This is a genomic window from Agromyces sp. Root1464 (assembly GCF_001427265.1).
Taxonomy (GTDB): Bacteria; Actinomycetota; Actinomycetes; order Actinomycetales; family Microbacteriaceae; genus Agromyces; species Agromyces fucosus.
Window position 1 is genome coordinate 874207 of record NZ_LMFU01000002.1, and the last position, 25658, is coordinate 899864.

At 70.0% G+C, this 25658-nt stretch carries 28 protein-coding genes, 1 tRNA gene and 1 pseudogene; 10 read left to right on the forward strand and 20 right to left on the reverse strand.

All coding sequences use genetic code 11. The features are described from left to right. Window positions 1–50 precede the first annotated feature (50 nt). Entirely contained in the window at window positions 51–1157 is a 1107-nt protein-coding gene (gene prfB, locus ASD23_RS09830; RefSeq protein ID WP_056009853.1) for a peptide chain release factor 2, read from the reverse strand. 158 nt (window positions 1158–1315) lie between these two features. On the opposite strand from prfB, the pseudogene ASD23_RS09835 reads away from it, so the two are divergent. Further along, window positions 1316–2347, forward strand: a pseudogene (locus tag ASD23_RS09835) (MFS transporter); the annotation flags it as partial. Between the two features lie 230 nt (window positions 2348–2577). Here ASD23_RS09835 and ASD23_RS09840 read toward each other — a convergent pair. From ASD23_RS09840 to ASD23_RS09875, 9 genes are all read right to left on the reverse strand, one after another. Continuing rightward, a complete protein-coding gene (locus tag ASD23_RS09840) occupies window positions 2578–2880 on the reverse strand; it encodes a hypothetical protein (RefSeq protein ID WP_056009857.1) in 303 nt (100 codons plus the stop codon). Further along, window positions 2877–3275 (reverse strand): PPOX class F420-dependent oxidoreductase, encoded by a 399-nt coding sequence (locus ASD23_RS09845; protein ID WP_056009859.1) that lies wholly within the window; start codon window positions 3273–3275, stop codon window positions 2877–2879. Before ASD23_RS09845 ends, ASD23_RS09840 begins: the two co-directional genes overlap by 4 nt. A 95-nt stretch (window positions 3276–3370) precedes the next feature. Beyond that, window positions 3371–3820: a pilus assembly protein TadG-related protein gene (locus ASD23_RS09850; protein WP_056009861.1), complete on the reverse strand. Its 450-nt coding sequence runs from the start codon at window positions 3818–3820 to the stop codon at window positions 3371–3373. Further along, complete coding sequence (locus tag ASD23_RS09855) at window positions 3817–4293, reverse strand: hypothetical protein (protein ID WP_056009864.1); 477 nt, start codon at window positions 4291–4293, stop codon at window positions 3817–3819. Before ASD23_RS09855 ends, ASD23_RS09850 begins: the two co-directional genes overlap by 4 nt. After that, window positions 4268–4666 (reverse strand): TadE/TadG family type IV pilus assembly protein, encoded by a 399-nt coding sequence (locus ASD23_RS09860; RefSeq protein WP_442854327.1) that lies wholly within the window; start codon window positions 4664–4666, stop codon window positions 4268–4270. Before ASD23_RS09860 ends, ASD23_RS09855 begins: the two co-directional genes overlap by 26 nt. An 11-nt stretch (window positions 4667–4677) precedes the next feature. Then, window positions 4678–4848 carry a hypothetical protein gene (locus tag ASD23_RS19075; RefSeq protein ID WP_165877364.1) on the reverse strand — a complete coding sequence of 57 codons (171 nt, stop codon included), beginning with the start codon at window positions 4846–4848 and terminating at the stop codon, window positions 4678–4680. 54 nt (window positions 4849–4902) lie between these two features. After that, the gene (locus tag ASD23_RS09865) at window positions 4903–5856 is read right to left on the reverse strand and encodes a type II secretion system F family protein (protein ID WP_235507702.1); all 954 of its coding nucleotides are present in this window, start codon (window positions 5854–5856) and stop codon (window positions 4903–4905) included. Further along, complete coding sequence (locus ASD23_RS09870; protein ID WP_056009868.1) at window positions 5844–6713, reverse strand: type II secretion system F family protein; 870 nt, start codon at window positions 6711–6713, stop codon at window positions 5844–5846. The genes ASD23_RS09865 and ASD23_RS09870 overlap by 13 nt, the downstream gene beginning before the upstream one ends. Beyond that, a complete protein-coding gene (locus ASD23_RS09875; RefSeq protein WP_082571533.1) occupies window positions 6710–7942 on the reverse strand; it encodes an ATPase, T2SS/T4P/T4SS family in 1233 nt (410 codons plus the stop codon). The genes ASD23_RS09870 and ASD23_RS09875 overlap by 4 nt, the downstream gene beginning before the upstream one ends. 141 nt (window positions 7943–8083) lie before the next feature. Between ASD23_RS09875 and ASD23_RS09880 the strand changes: the two genes are divergently transcribed. From ASD23_RS09880 to ASD23_RS09890, 4 genes are all read left to right on the forward strand, one after another. Then, window positions 8084–9361, forward strand: coding sequence for an acyltransferase family protein (locus ASD23_RS09880; protein WP_056009872.1), 1278 nt, complete (start codon window positions 8084–8086; stop codon window positions 9359–9361). Window positions 9362–9376: 15 nt separating this feature from the next. Further along, window positions 9377–9458 (forward strand) — tRNA-Leu (locus ASD23_RS09885). A gap of 76 nt (window positions 9459–9534) precedes the next feature. Next, window positions 9535–9684, forward strand: coding sequence for a hypothetical protein (locus tag ASD23_RS18830; RefSeq protein WP_157377054.1), 150 nt, complete (start codon window positions 9535–9537; stop codon window positions 9682–9684). A 197-nt stretch (window positions 9685–9881) separates the two neighbouring features. Next, entirely contained in the window at window positions 9882–10061 is a 180-nt protein-coding gene (locus ASD23_RS09890) for a hypothetical protein (protein ID WP_056009874.1), read from the forward strand. Window positions 10062–10146: 85 nt separating this feature from the next. Here the strand turns inward: ASD23_RS09890 and ASD23_RS09895 are convergent, their stop codons facing one another. Further along, window positions 10147–11013 (reverse strand): LLM class flavin-dependent oxidoreductase, encoded by an 867-nt coding sequence (locus tag ASD23_RS09895; RefSeq protein WP_056009876.1) that lies wholly within the window; start codon window positions 11011–11013, stop codon window positions 10147–10149. Between the two features lie 122 nt (window positions 11014–11135). Here ASD23_RS09895 and ASD23_RS09900 point away from each other — a divergent pair, with 122 nt between their 5' ends. Together ASD23_RS09900 and ASD23_RS09905 are read left to right on the forward strand one after the other, a co-directional pair. Beyond that, a complete protein-coding gene (locus ASD23_RS09900) occupies window positions 11136–11789 on the forward strand; it encodes a biliverdin-producing heme oxygenase (RefSeq protein WP_056009878.1) in 654 nt (217 codons plus the stop codon). A 174-nt stretch (window positions 11790–11963) separates the two neighbouring features. Beyond that, window positions 11964–12704 carry a DedA family protein gene (locus tag ASD23_RS09905; protein ID WP_199470591.1) on the forward strand — a complete coding sequence of 247 codons (741 nt, stop codon included), beginning with the start codon at window positions 11964–11966 and terminating at the stop codon, window positions 12702–12704. Between the two features lie 94 nt (window positions 12705–12798). Here the strand turns inward: ASD23_RS09905 and ASD23_RS09910 are convergent, their stop codons facing one another. Both ASD23_RS09910 and ASD23_RS09915 read right to left on the reverse strand, forming a co-directional pair. Then, the gene (locus ASD23_RS09910) at window positions 12799–13719 is read right to left on the reverse strand and encodes a cation diffusion facilitator family transporter (protein ID WP_056009882.1); all 921 of its coding nucleotides are present in this window, start codon (window positions 13717–13719) and stop codon (window positions 12799–12801) included. Between the two features lie 138 nt (window positions 13720–13857). Further along, entirely contained in the window at window positions 13858–14793 is a 936-nt protein-coding gene (locus ASD23_RS09915) for an NAD-dependent epimerase/dehydratase family protein (protein ID WP_056009884.1), read from the reverse strand. A 108-nt stretch (window positions 14794–14901) separates the two neighbouring features. On the opposite strand from ASD23_RS09915, the gene ASD23_RS09920 reads away from it, so the two are divergent. Further along, window positions 14902–15819: an RNA polymerase sigma-70 factor gene (locus ASD23_RS09920; protein ID WP_200941704.1), complete on the forward strand. Its 918-nt coding sequence runs from the start codon at window positions 14902–14904 to the stop codon at window positions 15817–15819. 73 nt (window positions 15820–15892) lie between these two features. Here ASD23_RS09920 and ASD23_RS09925 read toward each other — a convergent pair whose 3' ends face one another. The 3 genes from ASD23_RS09925 to ASD23_RS09935 are packed head-to-tail and all read right to left on the reverse strand — an operon-like array spanning window position 15893 to window position 19290. Next, window positions 15893–17386, reverse strand: a complete 1494-nt coding sequence (locus tag ASD23_RS09925; protein ID WP_056009886.1) for a sensor histidine kinase — start codon at window positions 17384–17386, stop codon at window positions 15893–15895. 28 nt (window positions 17387–17414) lie between these two features. After that, window positions 17415–18659, reverse strand: a complete 1245-nt coding sequence (locus ASD23_RS09930) for an AAA family ATPase (RefSeq protein WP_056009888.1) — start codon at window positions 18657–18659, stop codon at window positions 17415–17417. A gap of 1 nt (window position 18660) precedes the next feature. Beyond that, complete coding sequence (locus ASD23_RS09935) at window positions 18661–19290, reverse strand: SAF domain-containing protein (RefSeq protein WP_056009890.1); 630 nt, start codon at window positions 19288–19290, stop codon at window positions 18661–18663. A 122-nt stretch (window positions 19291–19412) separates the two neighbouring features. Here ASD23_RS09935 and ASD23_RS09940 point away from each other — a divergent pair, with 122 nt between their 5' ends. Then, window positions 19413–19706: a helix-turn-helix domain-containing protein gene (locus ASD23_RS09940; RefSeq protein ID WP_056009892.1), complete on the forward strand. Its 294-nt coding sequence runs from the start codon at window positions 19413–19415 to the stop codon at window positions 19704–19706. A gap of 11 nt (window positions 19707–19717) precedes the next feature. On the opposite strand, the gene ASD23_RS09945 is transcribed toward ASD23_RS09940, so the two are convergent. After that, window positions 19718–20317, reverse strand: a complete 600-nt coding sequence (locus ASD23_RS09945) for a hypothetical protein (RefSeq protein ID WP_056009894.1) — start codon at window positions 20315–20317, stop codon at window positions 19718–19720. 183 nt (window positions 20318–20500) lie between these two features. Here ASD23_RS09945 and ASD23_RS09950 point away from each other — a divergent pair, with 183 nt between their 5' ends. Beyond that, window positions 20501–20953, forward strand: coding sequence for an Rv3235 family protein (locus ASD23_RS09950; protein ID WP_235507703.1), 453 nt, complete (start codon window positions 20501–20503; stop codon window positions 20951–20953). 102 nt (window positions 20954–21055) lie between these two features. On the opposite strand, the gene secA is transcribed toward ASD23_RS09950, so the two are convergent. The 3 genes from secA to ASD23_RS09965 all read right to left on the reverse strand — a co-directional run bounded on the left by secA (window position 21056) and on the right by ASD23_RS09965 (window position 25614). Then, the gene (gene secA / locus ASD23_RS09955; protein ID WP_056009896.1) at window positions 21056–23842 is read right to left on the reverse strand and encodes a preprotein translocase subunit SecA; all 2787 of its coding nucleotides are present in this window, start codon (window positions 23840–23842) and stop codon (window positions 21056–21058) included. Window positions 23843–24031: 189 nt separating this feature from the next. Continuing rightward, window positions 24032–24739 carry a ribosome hibernation-promoting factor, HPF/YfiA family gene (gene hpf / locus ASD23_RS09960; RefSeq protein WP_056009898.1) on the reverse strand — a complete coding sequence of 236 codons (708 nt, stop codon included), beginning with the start codon at window positions 24737–24739 and terminating at the stop codon, window positions 24032–24034. 23 nt (window positions 24740–24762) lie between these two features. After that, the gene (locus ASD23_RS09965; RefSeq protein WP_056009902.1) at window positions 24763–25614 is read right to left on the reverse strand and encodes a ComF family protein; all 852 of its coding nucleotides are present in this window, start codon (window positions 25612–25614) and stop codon (window positions 24763–24765) included. Window positions 25615–25658 lie beyond the last annotated feature (44 nt).

Genomic DNA, 25658 nt, shown 5'->3' on the forward strand with positions numbered 1-25658 from the left:
GGCCGCGGCCGGAGGCATCCGCTCGTTCAGGTGCCTGCTCGGCTCGATGTCTACTCGGCGGGGCGCTTGCGCCACTTGATACCGGCGGCGATGAAGCCGTCGATGTCGCCGTCGAAGACATGGCTCGGGTTGCCGACCTCGTGCTCGGTGCGCAGGTCTTTCACCATCTGGTACGGCGCGAGCACGTAGGAGCGCATCTGGTCGCCCCAGCTCGCGGTGATGTTGCCCGCGAGCTCCTTCTTCTGGGCCGCCTCCTGCTCCTTCTGGATGAGGAGCAGTCGCGACTGCAGCACGCGCATGGCGGCTGCACGGTTCTGGATCTGCGACTTCTCGTTCTGCATCGAGACGACCGTGCCGGTCGGAAGGTGCGTGATGCGCACGGCGGAATCGGTCGTGTTGACCGACTGGCCGCCGGGGCCGCTCGAACGGAAGACGTCGACGCGGATGTCGTTCTCGGGGATCTCGACCTCTTGCGCCTCCTCCATGAGCGGGATGACCTCGACGGCCGCGAAGCTCGTCTGGCGCTTGCCCGCCGCACCGAAGGGGCTCATGCGCACGAGGCGGTGCGTGCCGGCCTCGACGCTCAGGGTGCCGAACGCGTAGGGCGCGTCGATCTCGAACGTCGCCGACTTGATGCCCGCCTCTTCGGCGTAGCTCGTGTCCATGACGGTGGCCTTGTAGCCGTGCTTCTCGGCCCAGCGGAGGTACATGCGCATGAGCATCTCGGCGAAGTCGGCGGCGTCGACGCCGCCGGCGCCGGCGCGGATGGTGATGACCGCAGGCCGGTCGTCCCACTCGCCGTCGAGCAGCGTCTGCACCTCGAGGTCGCCGATCGCCTTCTGCAGCGACTCGAGCTCGGTGCGGGCCTCAGCGGCGCTGTCTTCGTCGCCCATCTCGTTGGCGAGCCCGACGAGCACCTCGAGGTCGTCGAGCCGCGAGTCGATGCTCGTGACGCGCGCGAGCTCCGACTGGCGGTGGCTGAGCGCGCTCGTCACCTTCTGGGCGTTCGCGGTGTCGTCCCAGAGATCGGGAGCACCCGCCGCTTCGGAGAGCCGCTCGATGTCGGCTTTGATGCCGTCGACGTCGACGACGGCGCGAATGTCGCTGAAGGTGGAGCGCAGCGCGGCGATCTCCTGCGAGAGGTCAAGATCCAACATGGCCTCCCAGCCTACGCGAGTCGCCCGCCCACGTGGTGCACCGCGTGCGCGGGTGTAGCGTCGATTCGATGACCGATTCCGCGCCCCGATTCTCCTGGCGCTCGATCATCCTCCCGGTCTACCTGCCGACCCTCGTCTTCTCGCTCGGCGAAGGCGCGATGATCCCGATCGTGCCGCTCGTGGCGACCGAGCGCGGCGCCTCACTCGCCCTCGCGGGCCTCATCGCCGCGATGCTCATGGTCGGCGAACTCGCCGGCGACCTGCCGGCCGGATGGCTCGTCGCCCGCATCGGCGAGCGCAACGCGATGATCGGGGCGGCGATGCTCGCGGTCATCGGCGTGCTCATCGCCATCGTCTCCCCCACGCTGCCCGCCCTCGCGATCGGCGTCTTCCTCCTCGGGATCGCGACCGCCGTGTTCGGGCTGGCGCGGCATGCATTCCTCACGAGCTACGTGCCGGTGCGCACGCGGGCTCGGGCGCTCTCGACGCTCGGCGGCGTGTTCCGCGCGGGCTGGGCCGTCGGCCCCTTCGTCGCCGCCGCGATCATCGCGTCGACGGGGTCGAGCGAGGCCGTCTTCTGGGTGCTCGTCGGCGCGTGCTTCGCCGTCGTCGGCGTGCTCGTGCTGCTGCCCGACCCCGAGCAGGTGTTCGGTGCCGCGAGGCTCGCGCGCGAGGCATCCGCTGCGTCCAGCCCTGCTGCGCCGGATGCCTCGAGCGCGACGGATGCCTCGGGCGCGCCGCTCACCGCCGGCGAGGCTGAGGCGGCGGCCGAGTCGTCGCCGAGCGTGTTCCGGGCGATCCGCGAGAACCGCGGGGTGCTCGCCCGCATCGGCACCGGCATCGGGCTGCTCGCCGCGATCCGCGTGAGCCGCACGGTCATGCTGCCCCTGTGGTCGGTCTCGATCGACATGCCGGCCGAGCAGGCGGCGCTCGTGATCGGCATCTCGGGCACGCTCGACTTCGCCCTCTTCTACGCGAGCGGTCAGCTCATGGACCGCTTCGGGCGCCTCTGGAGCGCGATCCCCGGCATGCTCGGCATGGCGGCGGGGCACATCGCGCTCGCCTTCACGCACGACCTGCCGTCGAACGCGCTCTGGTTCACGGTCATCGCCGTGTGGCTCGGCCTCGCGAACGGCATCACGAGCGGCATCATCATGACGCTCGGCGCCGACCTCGCGCCGAAGCAGAACCCCGCGCCGTTCCTCGGCGCGTTCCGCATGATCGGCGACACCGGCGGCGCCGGCGCGCCGCTCATCATCGCGGCAGTGACCTCGATCGCGTCGATCATGGCGGCGAACGTGGTCGTCGGCGTGCTCGGCCTGGTGGGTGCGGCGATGCTCTGGCGCTGGATCCCCCGCTACGTGCCGCACCGGCGGCGCTGAGGGGGCGTCACGAGTCGCTCAGCCGGTCGTCGTGCCGCTCAGCTCGTCGGCGTACCGAACGACAGCACGATGAGGATGAGCTGGAAGACGAGCACGAACCCGCCGACCGCCACGGCGCCGATCCAGAGCCACCCGGCCACGAGGGTCGGGTCCTTCCTCACCTCGCGTCGCCCGCGGAGCCCGAGCACCACGGCGAGCGCCGACAGTGGCAGCGAGGCGAGCGCCGGGGTCAGCAGGGAGAGCACGGCGAGCACGACCCCGATGATCGCGATCCAGGCGTAGCGGCGGCCGTCGGCCCGACCTGCGCCGCCGCTGGTGCCGCGCCCGGCGCTGCCGCTCATCGCCCGTTGACCTTCTCGATCGCCATGACGAGCACGACCCGGTCGGCCTTGTCGGCGGGCGCCTGCTCGTTCGGGTTGCCGTAGCGCTGGCCGAGCCGCACGTACATCGCACCCTCGGGGTCGGGCAGCACCTCGGCGAGCCGGCCACGCACCTCGACGTACTTGAGCGGGTTCTCGGGGTCGGTCATCTCGAGCGTCATGTGCGGGTTCGCCTGCAGGTTGCGGAACTTCGCACGCTTCGAGGTGTGCGTGAAGCGGATCGTCTGCGTCTCGGGGTCGAACTCGAACCACATGGGGTTCACCTGCACCTCGCCGTTCGGGCGCACGGTGCCGAGGTGGGCGAACACCGGCGACGAGAGGATGCGGGCGAAGTGGTCTGAGATCTCGACGGTCATGACTCCAGTCAATCGCACGCCGCCGGTTCGGCGGAACTCCGGCGCCGAGAGTGCGACCACAGCGTCAACCAGCACCGGTCGCCGGTCGAGCGCCCTCAGTGGAACACTGAGCGTGCCGTCGCCGTCACTTCGATCGGCACCGAGAGCGGCAGCAGCTCGGTGTGGATCGGCGCGTACCAGACGGCCCGCATCGTGACCGTGGCGCTCTGGCCATCGGTTGATGCCGCCCGCACGAGCTCGACGTCGTGCAGCTCGTGCACGGCGTCGGCGAGGTAGGCGCTCGCCGCCCGCCCGACCTCGACCGAGTCGAGCTCGAGCGAGAGGTGGTCGCCCTCGACCTGCACGGCATCGAGGCTCCATGCCTCCGCTGCGGCGAGCGCGGCACCATCGGCGACCGTGAACAGGCGCTTGCGCTCGAGGTAGAGCGAAGTCGCCGACACGACGACCATGATCAGCGAGAGTCCGAGCACGCAGTAGAAGATCGTGAGGAGCAGCGTCGACCCCTGCTCGTCGCGGTCGAGGCGAGTGCGGATCCAGCCCATCATCGACCGCTTCCACCCTCGACGGCCGTGCTCGTGTTCGCCGCGAAGCGCGACACCGTCTGGGTCGCCGTGCCTTCGAGGGGCACGCTCGTCGCCCGGTCGAGCGAGAGGAACTCGGGCACGAGCGGCAGCGGCACACTCGCCGAGACTGTCACCCGCACACGCTCCTGGGCAGCGAGGCAGTCGCCGGTCGGGGTGCAGGAGACGACCACGGATGCCGCGTCGGCGTCGATGCCGTAGTCCTCGAGTGTCACTCGCACGGAGCGCTCGACCGCGACGTCCGCAGCGCCCGAGTCGATCGCCTGCACCGCGACACGGGCAGCCTGGCGGGCCGCACCCTCGACGGCGAGCGCGCCGGCCTGGATGGCCGACATCGCGAGCACCAGGTAGACGAGTGGCACGAGCAGGATGACGCCGACCGTCAGGAACTCGAGCGAGGCCGACCCCGCCTCACTCGACCACTTCGAGCGCCGCATGCCCTGTCACCTCCAGCGCATGCTCCACGCCGAGCAAGCCGATGACCGGCAGTGGCGCACGCACGGTCACCGAAACCGTCGGAACGCCGCCCACCGAGCCGAGGCCGGCGACGATCTCGTCAGCGTACTCCGCGGAGATCGCCGCACCGATCAACTCCCGGGTGCGCGCGATGCCGGCTGCCTCGCTCGACCCCGCGAGTGCCGCATATCGAGCGCCCTCCGCTGCGGCGTCGAGCACCGTGTTGCGCACGTGCAAGGCGAGGGCGAGCTGCACCACGGCGAGCGCGAGCACCGTGAGCAGAACCCCCACCATGGTGAACTCTGCGACGGCCGAGCCGCGCTCCTCGTGCGCCAGGGCGCGGGTGCGAGCCAGCAGCGACGTACTCAGACGCCGCCGAGCACCCGACTGATCGCCTGATCGAAGACGCCGGAGAGGGCGGGGCCGGCGAGGCCCCAGATCACGATCACGAGTCCCGCCGTCATGAGCGTGATCAGGACCCAGCCGGGTACGTCTCCTCGTTCGTCCTCGAACCGCTGCTTCAGCAGATTGCGCATGTGATTCCCCTTCGTCGGTGCACGGAGCCGTGCGTTCGGTGCGGCTGCGCCCCATCAGAAGCCCGCCTGAAGTACGAGATATCCCGGGAAGAGCGCGAACGCGATCGTCACCGGCAGGATCAGGAAGATCAACGGAACGAGCATCGCGACCTCTTTGCGGCCGGCCTGTTCGATGATCGTGCGCTTGGCTTCGTCGCGGGCATCGCCGGCCTGCGATCTGAGCACCGAGGCGAGCGGCGCACCCCGTTCGAGTGCGCCGAGCACCTGATCGAGGGCGCGCGAGAGCGCAGGATGATCGAGGTCGTCGCGAAGCCGGGCGAGCGCCTGCCCGAGCGGCACTCCCGTGCCGACGGACGCGACGGTCGCGGCGAACTCCTCGGGCAGCACGCCCGCCCCGCTGCCGAGGCGAGCCACCCGGCGGATCGCGTCGAGCATGCCCTCGCCCGCGGTGAGGCTCAGCGTGAGGAATTCGAGCACTGTGGGCAGCTCGGCCGAGATGCGGGCGAGCCTGCGACGAGCGGCGCGTTGCAGCATCCAGTCGCGCACGACGGCGCCGAGCGCCGCAGCGAGGAACGGCATGGCGAGGCGAACGACCGTCGGCAGCGAGCCGAAGGAGGGAGCGAGGATCGCGAGAGCCGAGGTCATCGCGAAGGCCGCAGCACCCCACGCGAGTTGCTCGCCACGGAATCGCTCGACCGAGGCGGTCGACCCCGCCTGTCGCAGGCGTCGTGCGACGGTGTCCGCACCACCCAGCCATTCGGAGATGACGGTGCGGAGGGCTCGGAGGATCGGTCGCACGAACATGCCGAGCACCGGCGTGGGGTCGGCGGGGCGATGGGCGAGCAGGGAGCGCGCCTCGGCCGAGATGTCGGCGACGTACGGCGCCACGCGGTCGATGAGCCGGGCGCGACCGATTCGCGGCACCGCCGACACGACGAGCCAGAGGCCGAGACCGAGCACGGCGCCGCAGAGGAGCCCGAGGGCGGGGACGCTGCTCAGTGGAACCATCGGCGCTCCTCGGGGAGACGTCCGAGGGCCACCATCGCCTGGTAGGCGACGATCGTCACCACCACGCCAGCGATGATCAGGGCAGCACCGGCCGCGGAATCGTAGGCGACGATGGCCTCGGGGCGGGATGCGAGCACCAGGAGCAGGAGCCACGGCGCCGCCACGCCGAGCCGCGCGGCATTGCGGATCCATGATTGCCGGGCGACGACCTCCGCACGCAGCGCCGCGTCTTCCCGCAGGTATCCCGAGAGGCCTCGCAGCACTGCCGTCACGTCGCTGCCGCCGACCTCTCGGGCCATGCGGAGGGTCTCGAGGATGCGATCGGCCACGGGATCGGCGAGCACGCCCTTCAATCGATCGAGGCACGCGCCGAAGTTGCCGGTGCGCCGGTACTCGTCGTCGAACGACGCGAATGCCGCCCTCGTCGACGCCGGACCGAGTTCGGCGAGTGCGCCGAGGCTGTCGGGGAGCGACATGCCGGCGCGAACGGAGGACACGAGGTGATCGACAACGTCGGGCCAGACGGCTCGATTGGCCGCCCGCCGCCGGGTGGCGCGGGCGTGCACGAGGAGTGGCACGAGCGCGGCGCCGAGCAGCGTCGCCACGATCGTGAGGACGGGGACAAGGAAGACCGCGTGTGCGACCGCGCCCGCCACGAGCGCGAACAGCACTGCGACGATCACGATCACGGCGATCGGCACGCCGGCGAGACCTGCGAGCGCGAGCTCATCGGAGATGCGGCTCGTGGCTGCACCGGGGCGACGCCCCGCCTCGGCCTTCGCCGGCCAGAGCAGCGGAGAGACGGTCAACAGCACGCCGAGGCCGAGGAGTGCGCCGAAGACGAGGCTCGCGTTCATCGGGTCGCCGCCGAGAGCACGATGTCGGGGTCGAGCCCGACAGCGCGGTACTTCTCGAGTCGTGCGGGTGCGGCGCCCGTCGGCACGAGCATGCCCCCTCGGGTCACGAAGATCGCCTCGGCGTCGACCGCAGCGCCGGTGCACTCGCCGGTCGGCGCCACGATCTCGGCGACCCGTCGGTGGCCGTCGCGATCGATCGTGAGGTGCACCACGATGTCGATGCAACTCGCGACCGTGGGCACGACGAACGCGGAGTCGATGTTCCGACCCGCGAGGAGTGGCAGCGTGCACAGCTTCGCGAGCGCATCCCGCGCCGAGTTCGAGTGGATCGTGCACATCCCGGGAAGCCCCGAGTTGAGCGCGATGAGCAGGTCGAGGCTCTCGGCTTCGCGCACCTCGCCGACGATGAGGCGGTCGGGCCGCATGCGGAGCGCCTCCTTGATCAGGCGGCGCAGCGTGATCTCGCCGGTTCCCTCGAGGCTCGGCTGGCGACACTGCAACGCGACGAGGTCGCGCACATCGAGGTCGAGTTCGAACGTCTCCTCGACGGTGACGACGCGATCCCCCGTGCGCGCCCCCGACACGAGTGCGTTCAGCATCGTCGTCTTGCCGGTGTGCGTGGCGCCGGAGACGAGGATGTTCGCTCCGGCGAGCACGCTCATACGGAGGAACTCCGAGGCATGCGGCGTGAGCGAGCCGAGTTCGACGAGCGCCGCCAGCGAGCGGATGCGCCGCTGGAACTTCCGGACGTTCACCGACCAGTGCGACCTCGCCACATCGGGGATGGCGACATGCAGTCGTGAGCCATCGGGCAGGGTCGCATCGACGAACGGAGACGAGAGGTCGACGCGTCGGCCCGAGTGCTGCAGCATCCGCTCGACGAGTTCTCGCACCTCGCGGTCCGACAGCACGACCGTCGTCAGTTCTGCGATGCCGTGGCGCGCGACGAACACCTTCGTCGGCGCGTTGATCCAGATCTCCTCGACGTCGGGGTCGTCGAAGAACGGCTGCAGCTGTCCGTAGCCCGTGATCGAGGCGACGACTTCGCGCGTCGTGCCGACCTCGTCGCCGAGCTGGGCGTGCGCCCCTGAGAGTGCGCGCTCGCTGTAGCGCCGAACCTCTTCGTGCGCGTATCTCGCCGCCGCCGACCCGTCGCGGGAGAGATCGACGCCGTCGCGCAGCACTCGGGTGCGCACCCGGTCGGCGATGGTGCGCACGGGGTCGGTCATGGCACCCATCATGCGATGCAACGGATGCCGCGCTCCGAAGTTATCCACAAGCCCGCGCCGGCCGTGGATCCGGACACGTCCACGCGCACCGGAGCCGCTCGCGCCGCTCACTAGAATCGGCTCACTCGAAGCGGAGGCAGCATGAGCATCTCACTCGACTCGGAGGTCGCGCGCGCGGCCATCGCGAGACGCGATCTCGTCGTCGATCTCACGCGTGTCGCGTGCGTGCTGCTCGTGGTGGTCATCCACCTGCTCATGATCGGCGTCGGCATCGGAGCCGACGGCGCGATCATCGCCTCGCGCCCGCTCGAGGCCCAGCCCTGGTTCGCCGCCGCGACGTGGGCGGGGCAGATCATGCCGCTCTTCTTCGCACTCGGCGGGTTCACCGCGCTCACCGCGTGGCGCAGCCTCGAACGACGCGGCGGCGACCAGGTCGACTTCGTGCGGGGCCGCGTGCTGCGACTCGCCCGGCCGGCGCTGCCGCTCTTCCTCTTCTTCTCGATCGCCCTCGGGGCCGCGACGCTCGCCGGCGTCGACCCAGCCCTGCTCGACACGGTGGCGACGGGCGTCGGCAGTCCCCTCTGGTTCCTCGGGGCGTTCCTGCTCGCACAGTCGTTCGCCCCGATAATGGCGCGGCTGCACGGGGTCGCCCCCGCCCGGACGATGCTCGTGCTTTTCGCGGGTGCCGTCATCGTCGACGCCACGCGCATCGCGACGGGCATCGACGAGATCGGCCTCGCGAACCTCGTCTTCGTCTGGCTCTTCGTGCAGCAGCTCGGGTTCTGGTACTCCGACGGATGGTTCAGGGCGAGGCATCCGGCCCAGCTCGTCGGGCTCGTCGTGGTCGCCTACACGGTGCTCGCCGGGCTCGTCGCTGCGGGTTGGTACTCCCCCGACATGCTCGTGAACCTCAACCCGCCGACCGTGCCCCTCGCGCTGCTCGGCATCGCCCAGGTGAGCCTGCTCACCCTCGTGCACCGGCCGCTCGCCGCCCTCATGCGCGGCAGGCGCATGCAGGCGGGCGTCTTCTTCCTCGGCGCCCGCGCCATGACGATCTACCTCTGGCACCTCCCGGTGATCATCGCCGTGGCCGGCCTCGCCCTCCTCGCCCCGCCCCTGTCGCCGGCCCCTGGCAGCGCCGCCTGGTGGCTGACACGACTCGTCGTCTTCGTCGTCGTGCTCGCGCTCGTGCTGCTCGTCTCCATGCCGCTCGCGCGGTTCGAGACGGCATCGACGACCATCCCCGACGGATTCCGGCGCCCGGATGCCGCGTCGACCTGGGTCGCAGCGGCGCTCACGCTGCTCCCGGCCTTCGCCGTCATGCAGTTCTTCCTCGACCTGCCCATCGCGCTGATCGGTGCCGGTTCACTCACGATCGCCCTCTGGCTGCTCCGGAGCCGGCGCACCCGCAACGCCTAGAATGATCGGGCACTCGCGGGAGTGGTGAAATCGGCAGACACGCAGGATTTAGGTTCCTGTGCCTTCGGGCGTGTGGGTTCAAGTCCCACCTTCCGCACTCGATTGCGCGCGATCCTGTCGAACCGTCGGTAGTCGCGGTAACGTCGAACCACAGACGTCTCAGGAGGAACATCATGACCGATTTCGTCGACCCGCTCGAAGAGCCGCTGAGCCTCGACCGCGACCCCAACCGTCCCGCATCGCTCGATCCCCTGATCAGCGAGGAATGGGTCGAGTACGACGCCGACGGCAACGAGATCAAGAAGGACGACACCTCGGCCTGAAGCTCGGCGCCCGTCGCAAACCACTCGGGCAGGTCTGAGAGACCAGACCGGTTGCGGCCCGTCGTGTTGCGCGCCCGGTCGATGCCGACGTAGCGGGCGTCGCAGCACGATCCTCGTGCCGCGCAAGCCCCTTCTGCGCGCTCGCCCGACGCGTTAGCGTCGGATCACCGGCAGCAACCGCAGGAGAGGACCCGATCATGACCGATTTCGTCGATCCGCTGGAAGAGCCACTCGACCTCGACCGCGATCCCGATGCACCCTTCGATCCCGACCTCGACGACGACCTGATCGATTCGGCCGAGGCCGATCGCGCGGCGACCACCGACGACTCCGACGACACACTGGGCGACACCGCACCGCTCGAGCGCCTCGAGTAGCGACACGGCGCGACGCCGCGTCGAGCGCCGCGGCCTCAGTCCGTGCAATCGGAGACGTGCGCCGCCACACCGGCCCGCGCCATGATCACGGCAGCGGCGGGCCTGCGCGCAGTCGGTCGCGTGAGTGATCGGCGACCCGGTCTGCGGGAACGCTCCAGTCGGACTCGAGCCACCACGTGGCACCGGCCTCGGCCCACGGCCGGACGATCGCAGCATCAGCCGCGGCATCCGTGCCCGTGGTGGTGCCCTCCTGGATCACGTCGAACGGTCGGTCGGCCAGCCCCAGACGCTCACGCTCCGCGCGGATCCACGCGATCGCCTCTGCCGCGATCTCGGGGGTGAAGAGGCGCGCCTGCTCGTCGGCGCTCTCGGGCGAGTTGCCCGGCGGCGCGTAGTTCGGGATCCACCCGTCGAATCGGGCGACGCGGCGCATCGACTTCATGCGCGGCCAGAGCCCCACGACCCACGTCGGAATGCGCGGCTGCTGCACGATCGTGGGTGGCAGCATCGAGTCGGTGCGCTTCGCCCGATAGTGCTGCCCCTCGAACTCGAACGGCTCGGCGCGCCACAGCTGCTGCATGAGCTCGAGCGACTCGTCGAGCAGCTCGGCACGGTGCTTGCGCCCCGGGTCGTCTTCGAAGATCCAGAAGCGCGGCTCGGCCTCGGAAACGCCGAGCCCAGCCGAGAGGATGACGCGCCCGCCCGAGAGCCGGTCGACCGTCATGGTCTGGCCGGCGAGCTCCCAGGGCCGGCGCCGCGGCACCGGCGTCAGCATCGTGCCGAGTCTGATGCGGTCGGTCACCATCGCCGCGGCCGCGAGGGTCGCCCACGGGTCGGTCGCCCAGATGCCCTCCCAGACGAAGAACCCCTGCCAACCGGATGCCTCGGCGAGCTGCGCCAGTTCGACCGCCACGTTCGGATCGCTGCCCGTATAGATGAAGCCGTGTCGCATGCGACCGAGAGTAGGGCCGGCCACCGACATCCGTTGGCGTCCCTGTGCGACGAACACCGAGCGCCGTTCTGCATCGCCCCCTATGATGTAAGGCAAACCTAACCTAACTGAAGGGTCGCCTCATGACGATCGCCCCCACTGCCCCGGCCCGCACCGAGGCCGAGCCCCTCGACGTCGCGGCGCTCGTGCGCGCGGCCTCCGCCGACGACCACAAGGCCGCGGAGTCCCGCGGTTACATCGTGCAGCTCATGGGCGGCGAGCTCTCGCTCGAGGAGTACACCCGCTACCTCGCACAGTTCGGCTGGGTGTACGAAGCGCTCGAGGAGCGCGGCAGCCGCGACGGCGACCCGGCGATCTTCGACCCCGAACTCGCCCGCATGGGCGCCATCGAGGCCGACCTGACCGCGCTCGGCGCCGCCGATTGGCGCACCTCGCACCCCGCGCTGCCGGCGACCGTCGAGTACGCCGCGCACCTGCGAGCCGTCTCCGACGACGACGTGCGCTACCTCGCGCACCACTACACGCGCTACCTCGGCGACCTCTCGGGCGGCCAGGCGATCGCCCGGCTCGTGGCCCGCCACTACGGCGCCACCCCGGAGCAACTCAACTTCTACCGCTTCGACATCGCCGAAGACGGGGTCGTGCGCTACAAGCGCGGCTACCGCGAGGCGATGAACGATCTCGCACTCGCGCCCGAGCAGGTCGATCTGCTCATCGCCGAGGTCCGCACCTCCTTCCGCATGAACAGCGCGATCTTCGAGGCGCTCTCGGCCTGACCTCGACGGCCGCTCGGCCGACCGCTCCGCGACTTGGCTCACCCCACGGGGTGAGCCGTCGTCATACTCGAGTCGGATGCCGCACGCAATCGCCCTCGGTAGACTGCAACGAAACCACGCCGCTGCTGACCCGGCAATCGCCGTGTCTCGACGACGACAGGAGATCCCCCAGTGATCCACACCTCGCTCATCCCCTGGCTCGACCCCGAGACGATCATCTCGGGCGCCGGCCCATGGGCGCTCGTCGTCGTCTGCGCGATCGTGTTCGCCGAGACCGGGCTGCTCGTCGGCTTCCTCCTGCCCGGCGACACGCTGCTCGTCATCTCGGGACTGCTCACCCACACGTCGCTCGTCTTCGGCGTCGACATCTGGTGGGTGTGCCTCGCGATCGGCATCGCGGCGTTCATCGGCGGCGAGGTCGGGTATCTCATCGGCCACAAGTTCGGTCCACGCGTCTTCGAACGCAAGGAATCGGGCCTGTTCAGCATCAAGAACGTCGAACGCACGAACGCCTTCTTCGAGCGCTTCGGCGCCCTCGCGATCATCCTCGCGCGCTTCGTGCCGATCGTTCGAACCTTCGCCCCGGTCGCCGCAGGCGTCGGGCACATGAACTACAAGAAGTACACCCTCTACAACCTCGTCGGCGCACTCATCTGGGGTGCAGGCCTCACGTACTTCGGGTACCTCATCGGCTACATCCCGCCGATCGCCGACTTCGTGCAGGAGTACATCGACGTCATCCTCCTCGGCGCCGTCGTCCTCACACTGATCCCCACGCTCTGGCACTACTTCGCCTCGGCCCGCAAGGCGAAGAAGGCCGAGCAGGCCGGCGCCGACGTCATCACCGACGAAGAAGAAGCCGCTCAGCTCGTGCTCGACCCCGAGGTCTTCGAGCGCGGCCCCGAAGACAAGTAACGGCTGCCCGGCGGCATCCGAACGTCACCTCGACCCCGAGGTCTTCGAGCGCGGCCCCGAAGACAAGTAACGGCTGCCCGGCGGCATCCGAACGTCACGGATGTCGCGATCGCTCCTGCTCCGCCCGGCCCGCCGGCTCGAGCTGGAACGTCGAGTGCTCGACGTCGAAGTGATCGCTGAGGCATCCGCCGAGCTCGTCGAGCAGTTCGCCCGTGCGGCCCGAGGCGAACACCTCGGGCGCGACCTCGACATGCGCGCTGAACACGTGCGAACCCGAGGTGATCGCCCACACGTGTACGTCGTGCACCGCGACGACGCCGTCGGTGCGGAGGATGTGCGCCCGGATCTCCGCGACGTCGGTGTCGGCCGGCGCCGACTCGAAGAGCACCCGTGCGACGTCGCGGAGCAGTGACAGTGCTCGCGGCACGATGAGCGCCGCGATCAGGAGCGATGCGATCGGGTCGGCGGCATCCCAGCCCGTGAAGACGATCACGAGGGCTGCGGCGATGACCAGCGCGGAGCCGATCATGTCTCCGAGCACCTCGAGGTAGGCGCCACGGAGGTTGATCGACTCCTTGGCTCCGCCCCGCAGCACGAGCATCGCCGCGACGTTCGCGACGAGGCCGATCGCCGCGACGACGAGCATCGGCACGCCCTGCACCTCGTGGGCCTCGCCCTCCGCGCCGCTCATCAGCCGGCCGACGGCGCCGATCGCAACCGAGACGGCGACGACCACGAGGATCACGCCGTTCACGAGCGCCCCGAGGACCTCCGCCCGCCGGTACCCGTAGGTCTGGCGATCGGTCGCCGGCCGGGCCGCGACGAAGGCGGCCACGAGCGCGATGACGAGCCCGATGAGGTCGCTCGCCATGTGTCCGGCATCGGCGAGCAGTGCGAGGGAGCCGCTGAAGACGGCGCCGATCACCTGCACGACGAGAAAGGCGCCGATGATCGCGATCGCGATCCAGAGACGGGTGCGGTTCGCGGTCGCTGCGTGGTCGTGATCGTGTGCCATGTCACGTCCAGCGTAGGCCGGGAATCGGCGTTCGGCTCAAGATAGGAATGAGTCGCGTTCTCAGGCGTGCGATCGCGCCGATGCCGGCGACCGCGCGCGCCCACCGGCGCAGGCGGTCTCGTCGACCAGGTCGACGCGTCACCCGAGCCCGGTGCGGAATCCCTCCCGCCAGCTCGGCCAGATCGGTGTCCAGCCCAGTTCGCGCTTCGCCTTCGCGTTCGACGCCCCGCGCACCTGCGTCATCATGGAGACCCCGTGCTCGCCGATGAGCGGCTTCGCCACCCAGGCGGGCACGTGCATCGGCGGCTTCGCACCGACCGCCTCGGCGAGCGCGGGCAGCCACTCCGAGACGGGCGCCGGCTCGTCGTCGACGATGTTGTACACGCCGGCAGGGCCTCGAAGCACGGCTGCGGCGGTTGCGGATGCCGCGTCGTCGATGTGGCAGAACGAGGTGACGCCCGTGCCGCCGCCCACGAGGGGCAGCTTGCCCGCCTCGAGCATCGTCACCATCTCGCCGCCACGTCCGAGCGCCTGCCCGGGGCCGTACAGCGCGCCGTAGCGCAGCGCGAGGCCGCCGGCAGCGGACGTCGCCTCCTCCACGTGCCGGATCGCCGCGAGCGTCTCCCTCGAGGCATCCGTCGGGTGAGGATCCAGCGGATCCTCCTCGGTCTTCACGGCGCCGCCGGTGCGTTCGCTCGGCCAGCCCGCATAGCTCTGCGCGATGAATCGCGCCGTACCGACCTCGGTGCCCGCCGCCAGCAGGTGGTCGGTGCCGCGCGTGCGCAGCTCGTTCGTCGTGGCGAAGGTGCGATCGAAGTGCTTGAGGTCGGAGACGCCGCCCGAGAGCGCCGTCAGCTCGTGCACGATCACGTCGGGTCGCGCCTCGAGCACGGCGGCGCGCACGGATGCCTCATCGAGGCCGTCCATCACGAGCCCGCGCGCCCCGGCCGCTTCGAGGTCGGCCACTCGTTCGGGCCTGGTCGTCGTGCCGAACACCTCGTGGCCGTCGGCCAGCAGCAGCGGCACGAGCCTTGTTCCGATGGCGCCCGTGGCGCCGGCGATGAACACTCGCATCTCGGTCTCCTCTACTCTCTCACCACCTCCGACGAGGATGCCGCCGCATCTGTGACACCGCATCCGAGATCCGTCGCCGCCTGCTGTGCGCTGTGCCATCCTCGAAGCATGTCGATGACCGACGAGGCGCAGGCGGCGCTCCGACCACTCATGTTCTCCGTCGCCTACCGCATGCTCGGAAGCGTGGTCGAGGCGGAGGACGTCGTGCAGGACGCCTACGTGCGCCTGCAGGAGCGAACGGTGTCGGGCGAGGAGATCCGGAATCCAGACGCCTTCGCCGTCACGGTCACCACCCGGCTCGCCATCGACGTGCTGCGATCGGCGCGGCGCACTCGCGAGGTCTACGTCGGACCGTGGATGCCCGAGCCCCTGCCCGACGACGATGCGGATCCCGCCCACCGCATCGAACGCGACGAGACGCTGTCGTTCGCCTTCCTCGCCGTACTCGAGCGACTCGGCCCGGTGGAGCGGGCCGTGTTCCTGCTCCGCGAGGTGTTCACCTACGACTATCGGGCGATCGGCGACGTCGTCGATCGTGACGAGGCGGCCTGCCGACAGATCCTGCACCGGGCGAAGGCCCGGCTCGCCGAGCGGCGGCCGCGGTTCGACGGGGTCGACGAACGAGATTCCGCGCTCGCCGATGCGTTCTTCGCCGCGCTCGAGGCTGGCGACGTCGACGGTCTCGTCGACCGTCTCGCCGACGACGTCGTGTTCTACGGCGACGGCGGCGGCAAGGCACCGGCCATCCAGCACCCGATGCACGGCGCGCTCGCCGTGGCGCGGTTCCTCGCCGGCCTCGTTCGACGAGGTTCCCGGGTCGGTGTGCGATTCGAGCGGCGCTCGGTGAACGGCGCTCCCGCACTGTGGGTTCGCGCGCCCGACGGCGCACTGCTGAGCGTGCTGATGGTCGAGTTCGCCGACGGCTCCGCGCAAGTGGTCGCGAACCAACTGAACCCCGAGAAGCTCGCGCACCTCGGCCCGGTCGGCGACACCGTCGCGCTCTTCGGCGGCCGTCCCGAGGCCTGAGGAGGCGTGTTCCGAGGCCGCCGTAGGAACACCGCGGCCGCAGTCGGCACGGCCACCCGCGGCATCCGCTCGATCAGGCCGGCGCGATCCAGCGGAGCGGAACCTCGATCGTGACCTCGGTGCCGCGCCCGACGACCGTGTGCCAGTCGATCGTGCCGCTCAGCTCGCCCTGGATGAGCGTGCGCACGATCTGCGTGCCGAGCCCCTCGCCCACCTTGCCCTCGGGCATGCCCGAGCCGGTGTCGCGCACGGTCACGCTGAGCGTCGTCTGCGAGCGGTCGGCCGAGATCTCGACGTCGCCCTCTTGACCGGCGAGGCCGTGCTCGACCGCGTTCGTGACGAGCTCGGTGAGCGCGAGCGCGAGCGGCGTCGCGTACGCGCTCGGCAGCACGCCGAACGAACCCGAGCGCTTGGGGTGGGCCGTCGTGTTGTGGGCTGCGGCGACCTCGGCGACGAGCAGCAGCGTGCGGTCGAACACCGCATCGAAGTCGACGTTCTGCGAGAGACCCTCTGAGAGGGTGTCATGCACGACGGCGATCGCCCCGACGCGGCGCATCGCCTGCGTGAGCGCCTCACGCGCCTCGTCGGAGTGGGTGCGGCGGGCCTGGATGCGAAGGAGCGACGCGACAGTCTGCAGGTTGTTCTTCACCCGGTGGTGGATCTCGCGGATCGTCGCGTCCTTGGTGATGAGCTCCTGCTCCTGGTGACGGAGCTCGGTGACGTCGCGGCTCAGGACGATCGCGCCGATGCGCTCACCGCGGTGGCGGATCGGGATCGCCCGGAGCGACACCGTGACCCCGCGCGATTCGACGTCGGTGCGCCAGGGTGCGCGTCCGGTCACGACGAGCGGGAGCGACTCGTCGACCACGAGCTTGCCGGAGAGGAGGCGCGTGGTCACCTCGGCGAGCGACTCGCCCTCGAGCTCGTCGTCGAAGCCCATTCGGTTGAACGCGGAGAGGGCGTTCGGGCTCGCGAACGTCGTGATGCCGTCGACGTCGAGGCGGATGAGGCCGTCGGAGGCGCGTGGGGCGCCGCGACGCGGCCCGGTCGGCGCACCGAGATCGGGGAAGTCCCCCGACGCGATCATCTGGAAGAGCTCTTCGGCGCACTCGTTGAACGTGAGCTCCTGCCGGCTCGGCGTTCGCGTGGCACCGAGGTTGGTGTGGCGGGTGATCACCGCGACGGGCTCGGGCGCCACGCTCGTGCCGGTCGTCGTGAGACGGCGCATGACGGGCACGGCACGCACCCGGGTCGGCATCTCCTCGTACCAGTCGGGAGCGGACGAGTCCACGATGCGAGCGGTCGAGTAGGCCTGGCCGACGAGCTCGCGCCACTGCGGCTTGATCTCCTGGCCGACGAAGTCCCGGTAGAACAGCGTCGCGGCGCTCGACGGGCGCGAATGGGCGACGGCGACGAACGCGTCGTCACCGGAGGGCACCCACAGCACGATGTCGGCGAACGCGAGATCGGCGAGCAGCTGCAGGTCGCCGACGAGCATGTGCAGCCAGTCGACATCGGCCTGACTGCTGCGGCCCTGGGCGAGGACGAGATCACTGAGGGTCGACACGGTTCAAGCGTACTGCCCGTGCCACGTCTCAGGTCGCCGCCCGCCGCAGGGCCGGAATCGCGAGGCCGCGACGACGCACCGGCTTCGGGGTGGGAAGGAGCCCGTCGAGGGCGTAGTCGCGGATGGCCGTGCGCAACGGCGACCGCGGCGCGGCGTCGCGCAGTGTGCGGGCCGTGAGGATCGCGGCATCCGTCGCCTTGGAGTCGTGCGGCAACAGCGTCGCGTCGCCGAGTCCACCGAACCGGCGCAGCGTCTGGCGCACCTGGGCGTGGGCGTCGATGCCCAGCGCGCTCGTCCGCACGCGGTTCACGACCACGTCGACCCGTTCGGGATCCACGAGGTCCACGAGGTCCATGTGTCCGCGGAGCAGTCTCGACAGCCCGACGGGGTCGGCGAGGCCGACGGCGACGACGCGGTCGGCCGCGGCGAGTGCGGAGAAGGTCGCCGCGTTGCGACGCGGTGCGAACTGATCGCTCGTCAGCTCCTCGTCGCGCTCGAGGCTGAACCCGGTGTCGACGACGACGTACTCGACCCACGCCCGCATCGCCCCGATCGCCGCGGTGACCCGCTCGCCCGCGAGTTCGGGCCAGCGGCTCGGTCCGACGAGTCCCGTGAACACGTTGAAGGCGGCGCGAGGTGCCGAGTACCGCTGCGCGATGCGCTCGAGCTCGACGCGATCGAGCGCATCGGAGCCGGCGAGCCGGCACGCCGACGCGAACCCCGGCGCCTCATCGAGGAGCCCGAGGGCCGGCGCGATCGCCCCGCCGTACGGGTCGCCGTCGACGAGCGCGACCGTGTGGCCCGCGGCCGCGATCTCGGCAGCGAGGTTCACGGCCAAGGTGGTGCGGCCGGGTGCTCCGCTCGGCCCCCAGACGGCGATCACGGATGCCGCGCGCTCCTGTCGCGCGAGGAGGTCGCCCACGCGCGACGGCACCGGCACGCCCCCGCTCACGAGCGGTTCGATCTCCGCCCACGGCGCCGAGTGGTCGACGACCTCGTGCAGCCCGAGCTGCGTCGCGTGGGCGCGCTCTGCGTCGCTTGCCGCGAGCGCGATGAGACGGATCCCCCGCTCGTCGCAGCCGGCGAGCAGTTCGGCACTCAGCGTGGTGCGGGCCGCGCTGACGACCGCGAGGTCGGGAACGAGCACATCGAGGTTGTCGAGTACGGCACGCCAGCTCGCGAGGCGGGCGACGATCGTGTGGCCGTGCTCGACGATGTCGGCGAGGATGCGGTCTTCGGTGGCGCCGTCGAGCGCGAGCGCGAGTCGTGCCACGTCATTCCCCCGACGATCGGGCGGGCACGAGGTCGATCGCGTCACCCGAGGCCAACGCGCCGAGCAGCGCAGCGACCTTCTCGCGGGGCACGAGGAGCTCGACCGAGGTGCCGCCCGTCGACACCATGCCCTCGGCCTCGATGACGCCGGCGATCTCGGCGCCCGAGACGAGCACGGTGGGCGGTTCGTACCCGCGCTCCGCCTCCTTCGCCGTCCAGACGTCGACCCGCGTCCCCGCGGCGACATCGGCGGGCAACGGCCCCCTGCTCGGCACGACGACGGTCGCGAGTCCGGTGCGATCGGTCTCGTCGACGGCGGCATCGGGCACGAGTTCGCCGGCATCGATCGTCCGCGCGACGACCAGCCCGCCCTCGGGGAAGTCGCCCTCGGTCAGGTACCGCGATGTGCTCGTACCGAGGCGTACCGACTCGGTGGCGAGATCGTCGGCCCGGATGTGCGTGCCCGGTGTCAGGGTCTCCCGCGCGACGTAGACCTCCACGCCGTCGTCGAGGCCGGAGACCAGTGTCCAGACGCCGAACGTCGACGCCGCGATGAGGACGATGCCGATGACGAGGCGCGGGTCGAGGCGGACCGCTCCTCGCTCGGCGCGCTGCTGGCGATCTGCCGACATGTGCGTTCCCTTCGGAATGGCGCCGGGTCGCGCCGTCGTCCATCGTCGCCTGAAGCCGCGACACGGGTCCGAAGTTATCCACAATCGTCTCCGCCGGGTGCCGGCCGGTCGATAATCGAGACATGACCTCTCCAGGTTCGGGCGACGAGATCGGCCGGTTCCTCACGCTCGCCGACGCGGCCGAGATCCTCGCCGTCGACGTCGCGGCGGTCGACGAGCTGATCCGGTCCGGTGAGCTGCCGGCGATCCGAGTCGGCTCGGCCGGGCCGTGGCGCATCGAACGAGTGCAACTCGAGGTCTGGATCGAGATCCAATACGAGGAGACCCGCAAGATCTCCGCTTGGAACGAGGGCGAGTTCTCCAACATCACCGAACTCTCCGGCGCCCGCACCGGACGGCTGCGGCCGGTCGACTGATCGGCGCTTCGTCAGCGGAAGTCGACGACCAGCAGCCGGGCGAAGGGAACGATGCGGTAGCCGTGAACCGCGTTGTCGCGACGCGGCCGATCGGCGTCGTGGAGAGCGAGGTCGAGGTGGTCGCGCGCAACTCGGTCGATCGTGCCGTGCACCTCGCCGTCGATGGTGCAGAGACGCACGGGGGTTCGGCGCCGGCAGAGATCGCGCAGCACGAACGGCAGCCCGATGCGTTCAGCGATGCGAGCGGATGCCTCGGGGACGGACTCGAGGCTCGGCTCCAATTGCGAATGCGAGGGCAGCACGGCCGCGATCGCCGCGATGGGCACGACGCACTGCAGCTCGAGCTGCGACGGCGCCGCCGACCGACCACTGACCCAGTCCCGGCCGAACACCTGCGGGCGAAGCGAGATCGTGCGCCCTCCGTGCAATTCGATCCGCACGGATGCACCGGCGCCGTCGGAGTCCGATCGCGCGATCGCCGCGAGGCGGTCGCGCAGGGTCAGCCTGCCCAGCCGAAGTCGCTCCTCCTCGATCGCGAGGGCGCGCTCCTCATCGCGCTGCTCCTGGTCGAGCTGCGACTCGAGGTCGTCGAACAGGAGGTCCCAGCGCATGCAGTGACGCTACCCCGCGACGTTGCCGGCCCGAAACGTTATCCACAGGCGGCGAAATTCCTTGACACCGTTTCCACCACTCATTTACGGTTCACTCAGGAATCACCCATGTCCCCCACACGGGGGTGATCCTGTCGCATGGTCGAAAGACCCTGCGAGCCACTCCTCCCCCATGGAGCACAGATGACCGCACGCGACGCGATCGGCGGCCGAACCGCCGTCAGCCGCAGCTCTTCGGCGCGCATCCTCGGCGATGACGACGAGTTCTTCGCACGCCAGCCTGCACGCCGCACCGAGCTGCCCGACCCCGAGCCGCTCCTGCGCAGCCTCACGCACTGCGTGATCGAGGCCCTGGCCGGCGCACGCGACCTCGAGCAACTCGCCAGGTGGGTCGACGACGACGTCTACCGCAACCTGTCGAAGCGGGTCGTGCTTGCGGCGCGCGCGCGTCGGGCCAAAGGCCAGGCGCCGCAGCGCCCGGCGTTCTCCGTCGGTCGCGTGCACCTGTACGAGCCGACCGACGGCGTGATCGAGGCCGTCGTCATGGTGCACCAGCGAGCGCGCTCCCGAGCAGTCGCGATCCGCATCGAGGGCTTCGATCAGCGCTGGCGCGCGAGCGCTATCGGCGTGCTCTAGACCCTTCGATCAGCGCTGGCGCGCGATCGCCATCGACTGCCCTCGACCGGACACGCGAAACCCCGGCGGTGCATTGCACCGGCCGGGGTCTCGAGACGCGTGTCAGTTGCCCTTGCGGTCCTGTGCCCGACGCTCGGCGCGGTTCTGCGGCGCAACCTCGCCCCCGGTGCGCTGACCGAAGGCTCCGCGCGACTCTTCGGCAGCGGGAGCCTGGCTCTCTGCGACGGCACGGCGCGCACGCTGCGTCGCGGCCTGCTGCACCTGGCCACGCTGGTTGCGCACCTCCACGCCGCCTGCGTCGCTCGGCGCCGAATAGCTGAGCTTGTCGTCGGTCGCACCCTGGCGGCCGAGCCCCTTCGCCTCGATCTTCGCTCCGGCGGCACCTGCCTGCGGCGCCACCTCCACCTCGAGGTTGAAGAGGAAGCCGACCGTCTCCTCGCGGATCGAGCCCATCATCTGCTGGAACATCGCGTAGCCCTCGCGCTGGTACTCGACCAGCGGGTCGCGCTGCGCCATGGCGCGCAGGCCGATGCCGTCCTTCAGGTAGTCCATCTCGTAGAGGTGGTCGCGCCAACGGCGGTCGATGACCGAGAGCACGACGCGTCGCTCGAGCTCGCGCATGGCGGGCGACCCGAGCTGCTCCTCGCGGCGGCGGTAGGCGACCTTGGCATCGGAGAGGATCTCACGGCGGATGAAGTCGCGGTTGACCCGGCCCTTCTCACCGGCCTCTGCGACGACCTCGTCGATCGTGATGCCGATCGGGTAGAGCGTCTTCAGCTCGGTCCAGAGCGCGTCGAAGTCCCACTCGTCGGGGTTGCCCTCGGCCGTGTGCGAGTCGAGCACCTCGTCGATGACGTCTTCGAGGAACTTCTGCGTGCGCTCGTGCAGGTCGTCGCCCTCGAGGATGTGCCGGCGGTCGCTGTAGATCGCCTCGCGCTGACGGTTCAGCACGTCGTCGTACTTGAGCACGTTCTTGCGGATCTCGGCGTTGCGCGCCTCGACCTGCGACTGGGCTGAGCGGATGGCCCGCGAGACCACCTTGGACTCGATGGCGACGTCGTCGGGCACGCCGCGCGACATGAGGCTCTCGGCGGCGCCAGCGTTGAACAGACGCATGAGGTCGTCGGTGAGCGAGAGGTAGAACCGGCTCTCGCCGGGGTCGCCCTGACGGCCGGAACGACCGCGCAACTGGTTGTCGATGCGACGCGACTCGTGACGCTCGGTGCCGAGCACGTAGAGGCCACCGGCGCTGAGGACCTTCTCGGCCTCGACGGCGACCTCGGCCTTGACCTTCTCGAAGACCTCGTCCCAGGCGGCCTCGTACTCGTCGGGAGTGTCGACGGGGCTGAGCCCCCGCTCGTGCATGAGCTGCACGGCGATGAACTCGGCGTTGCCGCCGAGCATGACGTCGGTACCACGACCGGCCATGTTCGTCGCGACGGTGACCGCACCGTGGCGGCCGGCCTGAGCGACGATCGCGGCCTCACGAGCGTGGTTCTTGGCGTTCAGCACCTCGTGGCGCACGCCCTTCTTGGCGAGGAGGCGCGACAGGTACTCGCTCTTCTCGACGCTCGTCGTGCCGACGAGCACGGGCTGGCCCTGCTTGTGGCGCTCGACGATGTCCTCGACGACCTGGGCGAACTTCGCCTCCTCGTTCTTGTAGACGAGGTCGGGCTGGTCGATGCGCACCATCGGCTTGTTCGTGGGGATCGGCACCACGCCCAGCTTGTAGGTCGACATGAATTCGGATGCCTCGGTCTCGGCGGTACCCGTCATGCCCGAGAGCTTCGAATAGAGGCGGAAGTAGTTCTGGAGCGTGACGGTCGCGAGGGTCTGGTTCTCGGCCTTGACCTGCACGCCCTCCTTCGCCTCGATCGCCTGGTGGATGCCCTCGTTGTAGCGGCGACCGACCAGGATGCGGCCGGTGTGCTCGTCGACGATCAACACCTCGCCGTTCATGACGACGTAGTCCTTGTCGCGCTTGAACAAGGCGTTCGCCTTGATCGAGTTGTTGAGGAACGAGATGAGCGGCGTGTTCGCCGACTCGTAGAGGTTGTCGATGCCGAGGTAGTCCTCGACCTTCTCGATGCCGGGCTCGAGCACGCCGACGGTGCGCTTCTTCTCGTCGACCTCGAAGTCGACGTCGGGCACGAGCCGCTTCGCGAGGTTCGCGAACTCGGTGAACCAGCGGTTCGCCTCGCCCGAGGCGGGGCCCGAGATGATGAGCGGCGTGCGAGCCTCGTCGATGAGGATCGAGTCGACCTCGTCGACGATCGCGAAGTGGTGGCCGCGCTGCACCATGTCGCTCGCCTGCCACGCCATGTTGTCGCGCAGGTAGTCGAAGCCGAACTCGTTGTTCGTGCCGTACGTGATGTCGGCGGCGTACTGCTCGCGGCGCACCTGCGGGTTCTGGCCAGCGACGATGCATCCGGTGGTCATGCCGAGGGCGCGGAAGACGCGGCCCATGAGCTCCGACTGGTAGCTCGCGAGGAAGTCGTTGACCGTGATGACGTGCACGCCACGGCTCGTGAGGGCGTTCAGGTACGCGGCGGTCGTCGCGACGAGGGTCTTGCCCTCACCGGTCTTCATCTCGGCGATGTTGCCGAGGTGGAGCGCGGCCCCGCCCATGAGCTGCACATCGAAGTGCCGGAGGCCGAGCGTGCGGCGGCTCGCCTCGCGCACCGCGGCGAATGCCTCGGGCAGGAGGTCGTCGAGCGACTCGCCGTTCGAGTAGCGTTCGCGGAGCTCGACGGTCTCATTGCGCAACTCGTCGTCGCTGAGCGACTGGAATCCGTCTTCGAGGGCGTTGATCGCCGCTGCGTAGTTCTCCAGCCGCTTGAGGGTGCGGCCCTCGCCGACGCGGAGGACCCTTTCCAGAATCGAAGCCACGAATGTTCTCCTGTTGTCGTTGGGCGCACGGCCGCGGATGCAGTCCGGGCACGCCCGCTGCCGCCATGCAGACGGCTATCTTAGCCATGCTAGCGGTGAACGGGCTGCCCGCCCCCGACCCCGTCGGACGCTCGGCCGGAACCGAACGACCCGGCGGGGTCGGCGAGCACACGACTCAGGCGATCGCCCTCACGCGGTGGCGCGCTGCAGCTCGACGGGCGACGTCGTCGGCGAGCGTCCCTCCGCTCGCTCGTCGAGCCCGATGAGCCCGTAGTCCCAGCCCTTCCGGCGGTACACGACGCTCGGCCGGCCCGACTCGGTGTCGACGAAGAGGTAGAAGTCGTGCCCGACGAGCTCCATGAAGTAGAGCGCGTCGTCGACCGTCATGGGCGTCGCCGTGAACACCTTGCGACGGATGACGACCGGCGTGTACACCTCGTCTTCATCGACGTGCGGTTCGAACTCGTCGACGACGGGAATGCTGCCGGTACGCACTTGCGCGAGCACCTCGGGAGCTGCGGCATGCACCCCGACATCGGAGAATCCGGCGTCGGTCGCCTCCCGGAGGGAGGTCGGTCGTCGGGATCCTCCACGGTGGACCTTCCGGCGATCCTTCGCCCGCCGGACGCGCTCGAGCAATCGCCCGAGTGCGACGTCGAACGCCGCGTACTTGTCCGAGCCGTCGGCTTCGGCACGGACCACGGGTCCCTTGCCGACGAGGGTGAGCTCGACGCGGTCGGGCCCGGGGTTTCCGTTCTTCTCATTGTGCCGACTGAGCTTCACGTCGAGTGAGATCGCGCGCTCTGCCAGATGAGACACCTTCTCGGACTTCTCCGCCACGTAGGCGCGGAATCGGTCCGTGATCCCCAGGTTTCGTCCGACGATGTTCAGTTCCATGACGACCTCCGTTCACCGACGTGTCACCCGGTTCTGAAGGGTGGATCGACCACGCCTGTCCTGCCACCGTAGCCCCCTTGCGCGGCGATGTCACGGAGTGTTTCCCGTGAGGTGCCTGCATGTCGCGGGAACCTGCGCGGCGTCTCGGCGAGGACCGAGATCGCCACCGTCTCGCCACCGGAGGCGGCGAGCGCGCGCACCGCCTCGGCGAGCGTCGACCCCGTCGTGACGATGTCGTCGACGAGCAGGAAGCGGCGCCCGGCGAGCGAGGAGAAGCGCTGGCCGTGCGGTCGCCCGAACCAGCGGCGGGAGCGCACGAGCGGCCCGGCGACGAGCCCGCCGGCCGCGTTCCGTCGCCGCTCCTCGGCGTCCAGTCCGGCCTGGTCGACGCGATCCCTCGCAAGCGCGAGCACGGGCGCCGTTCGGATGCCGCACCGCCCGAGCAGCGCCTCGACGGGCACGTATCCCCGCGCCCGCCGTGCCTCCGACGTCGACGGGATCGTGCACACCTCGACCGGGACGCCGATGGGCACCGTGACGAGCGCGGCGAACAGCGCCGCCCGCAGTGCCGGCACGAGGGCCGGCGCGGCATCCGTTCGAGCCCCGTCCTTGAAGGCACCGATCACGGATGCCGCGGCTCCCGCGTACTCGACGCCGGCCCAGATCTCGAGGCCGAGGCGATCGACGCGCCGCGGTGCCGGCACGAGTGCAGCCCGGCACAGCGCGCACACGGCGCGATCGACAGCACCGCAGCCGGAGCATGAGACAGGCAACAGCACCGCGAGCGCATCGTGGAGGGACTCGCGCGCCCCACGCAGCAGACGCGTGCGGAGCACTGAGTCGGCCTCGCGATCGTCGGCGTGGCTCTCGGACACTCCCGCAGCCTCGCAGGGGTCGAGGCAGACGGGCCTCCGGCGGA